The following is a 6,587-nucleotide window of genomic DNA, read 5'->3' as shown; positions in this document are numbered from 1 at the left end:
TCGGCGCGGGGCTGGCGGTGCGCTCGGCCGCCGCGAAGCGCGCGGCGCAGCGGCTGATGTGGCGGGCGCCGAAAGTGCGCGACGTTTGTGCGCTGTTCGCCCTGACCCGGTTCTATCGAACCGTCGGACTCCTGATCGCGGGCGGCACGCCCGTGATCGACGCGCTGGAATTGTCCGGCAAGGTGCTGCCCGCGCATTTCGGGGCGCGCCTCGCGGCCGCGCTGACCGAGTTGCGTGCCGGACGATCGGTATCGACCGTCTTCGCGGCCCATGCACTGACGACCTCCGTCGCCGAGCGGCTGCTGCGCGTCGGCGAACAGAGCGGCGACCTGGGCGGAATGTGCGAGCACATCGCGCAATTCCACGACGGCGCGCTCGACCGGTCGATCGAAATGATCAGCAAGGTTTTCGAACCGGTGCTGATGCTCGCGGTCGGCGCAACGGTCGGCGCGGTGGTTCTGCTGCTGTACATGCCGATCTTCGAATTGGCCGGCAGCGTCGGATAGCGGCCCCGGCCGGCCAGATGCCCGCCTTCCCGCTTCCCAACTGGAGAATTCAAGATGACTACGCAACACCTGATTCAACGCTGGCACGCGGAAAGCGAGGCGTCCGGCATCGGTTTCGCAGAGTATGTCAACGACCTGATGCGCGCCGACGCGACGCGTCTCGCCGAAGTGGCGGCCTGCCTCGGCATCGATCCGATCGACGCCGACACGCTGCGCGCCGCGCCGACGCATTTCGACCTGTTGCCGCTGCACGACGCGCTGGCGCTGCGCGCGCTGCCGATCAAGCGCAACGGTGCACCGTGCATCGTCGTCGCCGATCCGGTCGCGCGCAGCGTGCGCGACGAACTGCTCTCGCGCGTCGGCGCGCGGCCGGTCAGTCTCGCGATGAGCACCCCCGGCGAAGTCGAGCGCCTGCTCGGCGATCTCGAATCGAACGAACGCGCGATGGACGACGTGACGATCGACGCATCGGGCGACACGCTCGCGCGCGTGACCGAATCGATTTCGCTCGCCAGCATCGCCCGGGACGAAAGCCCGATCATCCGGCTGGTCAACTCGACGCTGTACGACGCGCTGCAGAGCCGCGCGAGCGACATTCACCTCGAATCGGCGGCGGACGGCCTGTCGATCCGCTACCGGATCGACGGCGTCCTGCAATCGATCCGCCACATTCCCGGCATCGAAGTCGCCACGCAGACGATGTCGCGGCTCAAGGTGCTCGCGGCCCTCGACATCGCGGAAAAACGCGTGCCGCAGGACGGCCGCTTCAAGATCGTGATGCAGGGGCGAGAAATCGATTTCCGCGTCTCCATCATCCCCGGCACCTACGGCGAGAACGCGGTGATGCGCGTGCTCGACAAGTCGCAACGCGGCGACAGCGTGAGCCTCGACGTGCTCGGCTTCGACGCGTCGACCGCCCGCCGCGTGCGTGCGCTCGCCCATCGCCCCTACGGGCTCATGCTCGTGACGGGGCCGACCGGAAGCGGCAAGTCGACGACGCTTTATGCCGTGCTGTCGGAGGTGAACACGGGCGACGACAAGATCATCACGATCGAGGATCCGGTCGAATACGAGCTGAAGGGCGTGCTGCAGATTCCGGTCAACGAGCGCAAGGGCCTCACCTTTGCGCGCGGGCTGCGTTCGATCCTGCGGCACGATCCGGACACGGTGATGGTCGGCGAGATCCGCGACGAGGAAACCGCGTCGATCGCGGTGCAGTCGGCACTCACCGGCCACCGCGTGCTGTCGACCGTGCACGCGAACGACGGATTCAGCGTGATCGACCGCTTCATCTACATGGGCGTGGAACCGTCGACCTTTCTCGAGGCGCTCAACGGCGTCGTATCGCAGCGACTGGTGCGACGGATCTGCGCGACCTGCGGCGCTCCGGCGACGAGCGGCGCGGATCTGGCCGACGCGCCGCCCGACGTGCTTCGGCGCGAGGTGGCAGCCGGCGCCGGCTGCGACACGTGCCGCGGCACGGGCTATCACGGCCGGATCGGGCTTGCCGAAGTGCTTGCGCTGGATGCGCCGCTGAAGGCGGCCCTGCTCGAGCGCTCGATCGAGAAGCGCGCGCGCGCACTCGCGGAGCACCCCGACTACCAGTCGATGCGCGACGCGGGGCTGGCGGCGGTGCGCGCACGAATGACGACATTCCAGGAGGTGCAGCGTGCGATCGCTCTGGAATGACGTCACCGTGCTGATCGACGCCGATACGCTGCACGTCCGGGCGCATGAAAGCCGGCGCGCACGGCGCACCGGTGCACCGCTCGCCGTCGTCGCCCACGAGGGCCGGCCGGCCGACGCGCTCGCGCAGGTGCTCGCCGGCCTGCCGAAAGCGCGCCTGCCGATGCGCAACCGCCTCCACGTCGTCGTCGGGCATCCGTGGTCGCACGGTGTGGTGCTGCCCTGGCAGGAAGGCCTGGTGTCGGACGCCGCGTGGGATGCGTATGCCCGCATGCTGTTCGCCGCGCGCGCGCAGCGCGGCGCGTTGCGCATCCTCATCGAGGACGAACGGCGCGGCCGCGCGCGCCTCGCGGTCGCGGCCTGCGACGAACTCCTCGCGGCGCTCGTCGACACGAGCCGCGCGGCCGGCTGGCGGCTCGCCAGCTTCCGCGACGCGCTGTCGGCGTCGCTCGCCTCGCACGCCGCCCGGCTGGTCGGCGACGATTTCCGCTTCGCGCTTCGCCAGCCGCACGTCGTGACGTGCATTTTCCGGCGTTCGGGCGAATGGGCCGACATCGTCACGTTGCCGCGCGCCGGCGACCGCCCCGACGACTGGTTCGCCGCGGCGGCGCTGATCGCCGGGCAGCCGGCCGGCGGCGACGCGCATGCATGCCGGTTCGACGGTTCGATGCTCGCCGATGGCGACGCGGCGTGCGCGCCGGCGGATGGCCGCACGGCCGAACCGATGGATGTCGCGGCGGAGGATCCGGCATGAAGCGCCTGTCGGAACTGAACTTCGCCGCGCCGCGCACGCGCCTGACGCCGTGGGCCGGCATCGCGCTGTGCTGCGCGCTGGCTGCCGGGCTCTTCGCCGGCAGCGAATGGAACCGCGTCGAAGCACTGCGTGACGATGTCGAGCAGGTCGAGAAGCGCATCGAGCAGCGTCAGCGCGTCATCGAGCGCGAACAGCGGCGGGAGAAGGCCAAGACGCCCGAGCAGCGGCGCATCGAGCGCGTGCTGGCCGAACAGACGATGACCGACAAGGGATCCGGCCTGTCGGTGATCGACTGGATCGAGCACGCCTGGACCCCACAGATCGCGCTGAAGTCGCTGACGGTGGACAAGGCGGGCCGCGAGGCGCGCATCGAAGGCGGTGCCGCGGAGCTGTCGCACGTCTACCTGTTCGTCGACCGCCTGCACGACCGCCATCCGGACCGCATGATCGGCCTGCTCCAGCATCGGATGAAGACCGAGGACGGCAAGGCCATTTTTCACTTCAGCCTGAGCATCGAACATCCATGACCCACCTGAATGCAATCGACAAAACGGCGCTTGCTGCGCGGTTGCGCTGGGGGCGCTATGTCGCGACCCGCAAGCTCGGCGTGCCCGGGCTGCTGGCGGCCGGCGCGGTCGTCGCCCTGCTCGGCCTGCACGCGCTTTATATCCAACCGGGCGGCGCGCGACTCGACGCGACGCGCGGCGCGCTCGCCAAGGATCTGGCCGCGTTGCCCAAGCCCGGCCCGAAGGCCGGCGACGGCGGCATGACGCTGCACGACGTCCAGCAGCTGCGCAGCCGCGAGCAGGCGTATTCGCTGTTCGAGATCCTGTCGCAGAACGGCCTGGAACGGAAGCACGCGACCTACCGGCGCGAGGCCGAGGTGAAGGGCAAGCTGCGACGGCTCACGATCAGCATCGCGCTGAGCGGCAGCTACGCCGGATTGCGCGAAGCGATGCGGAAAATCGCCGACCAGCCGATGGTGCGTATCGAGAGCGTCACGATCGAGCGCGAAAAGATCGACAGCCCCGTCGTCAACGTCGATCTGCGGGTCAGCCTGCTGGGGCCCGACGCATGATGCGCCGCACCTTCATACGCGTCGCGGCGGCGCTGGCCGTTGCCGCCTCAGGCGGCAGCCTGGCGCACGAGTCCGTCGGCCAGCCGAGCATCGTCGACGTGTTCCCGGCCCAAAGCTGGGTGTCGCTCGGCGCGGAAGACGCGCCCCCCGCCACGCCCGACCCTGTCGAACCGCCCGCGGCGGAGCCGCCGGCGCTGAGCGATCCGATCGACGCCGCCGCCGCGCCGCCGATGCCGTTCGAGATTGCCGGCGAATGGCGCACGCAAGGGCAGCGCATCGTCGTGCTGGAAAGCGACGGCAAGACATTCCTGCTGTGCGGGCGCCGCTGCGGCGTCCGCGATGCCGTATTGCCGGGCGGCGAGATCGCCGACGGCTATCGGCTGAAAACGCTGGGCGAAACAGGTCCGGTCGTCATGACCCGAAACGGCTCGGACATCGAGCTGTCGCCGCCGTCGCCGACCCATTGAATTGCGAATCGAACTTCTATCGAACACCATGATGAAACGAACCATCAGTCTATTGCTCCTGACCTCGGCGCTGGCGCTGGCGGGATGCTCGAGCCTCCCGGCCGGCAGCCCGTCCGCCGCCGGGACATCCGCCGAACGCCTCGGCACGCTCCAGCAGCAGAAGGAAGCCGCACCGGAAGACATCCGGATCGCCACTTCCCTCGAACTCACGCGGCAGGAATACGTGCGCGCCGAGCTGAAGGCCGCCGACCGGCAAAGCGCGCAGGGCAACCACAGCGCGGCGATCGATCACCTGAACAACGTGCTGGCCGAGGACGCCGGCAATCTGCGCGCCCGTCAGGAACTTGAGCAGGTCAAGCGCCGCCAGCAAATGGCGGTCGAGCTGTCGCGCGCACAGCGCATCCGCGGCGAGCAGCCGCAGGAAGCCCTCGAGATCGCGCGGCGCATCCTTGCCGAACAGCCGAACCACGCGGAAGCCAAGCGGCTGCGCGATGCGCTGCTGCGCGCGTCGCAGGCGAGCCGTCCCGTGCGCCCGCAACTGTCCGACGCGCTGCGCAAGCCGGTTTCGCTCAATTTCAAGCAGCAGCCGATGTCGAACATCTTCGACGTGATCTCGCGCGTGTCCGGCGTGAACTTCGTGTTCGACCGCGACGTCGATACCAACCAGCCCGCCACGCTGTTCGCCGAGCGCACCACCGCCGAGGATGCGATCAACCTGCTGCTGCGCACGAACCAGCTCGAGAAGAAGGTGCTCGACAAGCACACGCTGCTCGTCTACCCGTCGCAGCCCGAGAAAAGCCGCACCTACACCGAGTTCGCGCTGCGCACCTTCTTCCTGTCGCACGCGGACGCGAAATCGGTGATGGCGGCCCTGCGCCAGATGATCAAGCCGAAGGACATCTACGTGGACGAGCGCGTCAACGCGGTCGTCCTGCGCGACACGCCCGAAACGATCCAGGTGGCCGAGCGCGTCGTGATGGGGCTGGACATCCCCCAGTCCGAAGTCACGCTCGACGTGCAGGTGCTGGAGGTCAACATGAACGACAGCCTCGATCTCGGCATCCAGTACCCGGGCCGCGTGCAGTTCGGCGCGCTCGGCGGCGCAGAGGGCGCGGCGCTGACGCTCGGCGACCTGCTGCGCCTGAACCGCGACCGGATCGGCGTATCCAGCGAATCCGGCGCGCTGTCGCTCGCGATCGACATGCTGCAGAAGCAGGGCAAGACCAAGACGCTCGCGAATCCGAAGATCCGCGTACGCAACATGGAGAAGGCCAACATCAAGATCGGCGAACGCGTGCCGATCGTCACGACCACGAACGCCAACGGCGTCGTCACGGAATCCGTCAGCTACCAGGACGTCGGCCTGATGCTGAAGGTGGAGCCGCGCATCAGCCTCGACGACGAGGTCAGCGTGAAGGTCAACATGGAAGTCAGCAGCATCCTGTCGAAGGAAACGACCAAGACCGGCCTCGTCGCCTATTCGCTCGGGACACGCAATGCGGAAACCCTGATGACCGCGCGAAACGGCGAAACGCAGATCCTCGCCGGCCTCGTCAAGCGCAACGAGATCGAGAACGTCTCGGGTCTGCCCGGCGTGTCGGGCCTGCCCGTCGTCGGCCGCCTGTTCGGCTCGAACGGCCGCAGCAACGAGCGCTCGGAAATCGTGCTGCTGATTACCCCGCACATCGAGCGCAACCTCGACCTGCCGACGTCGGCCGTCACCACGTTCCTGTCGGGGACCGAGACGCGCGTGACGACCGAGGCGCTGACGCTCGAATCCGCATCGGCCGCGCCGGCCCCGAGGGCTTCGTCGGCTTCGTCGAACGGCCCGGATCTCGATGCGCCGATCGAACCGGCGGCACCCGTCGCGGACGCCGCGCCCGCCGCGCAACCGGGCCCGGACGAGGCCGTCGATACCGCGCAGGGCGCTGAAGCCTCCCCGGCTGAAGAATCGAGCGACGCCGGGGCCGTATCGGGCAGGCCCACGATGAAAGGCGGCAGCATGATGCGTGTGCGTGCGGAAGCGGCCGCGTTGCCGCAGCCTCGCGCGCATGCGATCGAGCCCGCCTCGGCCACGCGCGCCGTGCCGCCGCCGA

General features: G+C 68.8%; 7 protein-coding genes. All 7 read left to right on the top strand.

Annotation, left to right across the window (positions count from 1 at the left end; all coding sequences use genetic code 11):
• On the top strand, positions 1-506 hold a 506-nt coding region (locus DPV74_RS37935; protein WP_205571976.1), incomplete at its 5' end, for a type II secretion system F family protein.
• A 54-nt stretch (positions 507-560) separates the two neighbouring features.
• A complete protein-coding gene (locus DPV74_RS37930) occupies positions 561-2,195 on the top strand; it encodes a GspE/PulE family protein (protein ID WP_119339052.1) in 1,635 nt (544 codons plus the stop codon).
• On the top strand, positions 2,176-2,946 hold the full coding sequence (locus tag DPV74_RS37925; RefSeq protein ID WP_240440095.1) for a hypothetical protein: 771 nt from the start codon (positions 2,176-2,178) through the stop codon (positions 2,944-2,946). The genes DPV74_RS37930 and DPV74_RS37925 overlap by 20 nt, the downstream gene beginning before the upstream one ends.
• Entirely contained in the window at positions 2,943-3,473 is a 531-nt protein-coding gene (locus DPV74_RS37920) for a hypothetical protein (RefSeq protein WP_027790293.1), read from the top strand. Before DPV74_RS37925 ends, DPV74_RS37920 begins: the two co-directional genes overlap by 4 nt.
• Positions 3,470-4,024, top strand: coding sequence for a hypothetical protein (locus DPV74_RS37915; RefSeq protein ID WP_060083853.1), 555 nt, complete (start codon positions 3,470-3,472; stop codon positions 4,022-4,024). The genes DPV74_RS37920 and DPV74_RS37915 overlap by 4 nt, the downstream gene beginning before the upstream one ends.
• On the top strand, positions 4,021-4,491 hold the full coding sequence (locus tag DPV74_RS37910) for a hypothetical protein (RefSeq protein ID WP_119339051.1): 471 nt from the start codon (positions 4,021-4,023) through the stop codon (positions 4,489-4,491). The genes DPV74_RS37915 and DPV74_RS37910 overlap by 4 nt, the downstream gene beginning before the upstream one ends.
• 31 nt (positions 4,492-4,522) lie before the next feature.
• Positions 4,523-6,587 (top strand): secretin N-terminal domain-containing protein (locus tag DPV74_RS37905; protein ID WP_119339053.1); only part of this gene is annotated, 2,065 nt, incomplete at its 3' end.

The sequence above is a fragment of the Burkholderia sp. HAN2018 genome (assembly GCF_024704855.1).
GTDB lineage: Bacteria > Pseudomonadota > Gammaproteobacteria > Burkholderiales > Burkholderiaceae > Burkholderia > Burkholderia cepacia.
This window is presented reverse-complemented; position numbering and strand designations above follow the sequence as displayed.

Excerpts from the sequence above, each read along its gene's own strand:
- DPV74_RS37920 (WP_027790293.1), top strand. The coding sequence starts at position 2,943 with ATGAAGCGCCTGTCGGAACTGAACTTCGCCGCGCCGCGCACGCGCCTG.
- DPV74_RS37915 (WP_060083853.1), top strand. The coding sequence starts at position 3,470 with ATGACCCACCTGAATGCAATCGACAAAACGGCGCTTGCTGCGCGGTTG.
- DPV74_RS37930 (WP_119339052.1), top strand. The coding sequence starts at position 561 with ATGACTACGCAACACCTGATTCAACGCTGGCACGCGGAAAGCGAGGCG.
- DPV74_RS37910 (WP_119339051.1), top strand. The coding sequence starts at position 4,021 with ATGATGCGCCGCACCTTCATACGCGTCGCGGCGGCGCTGGCCGTTGCC.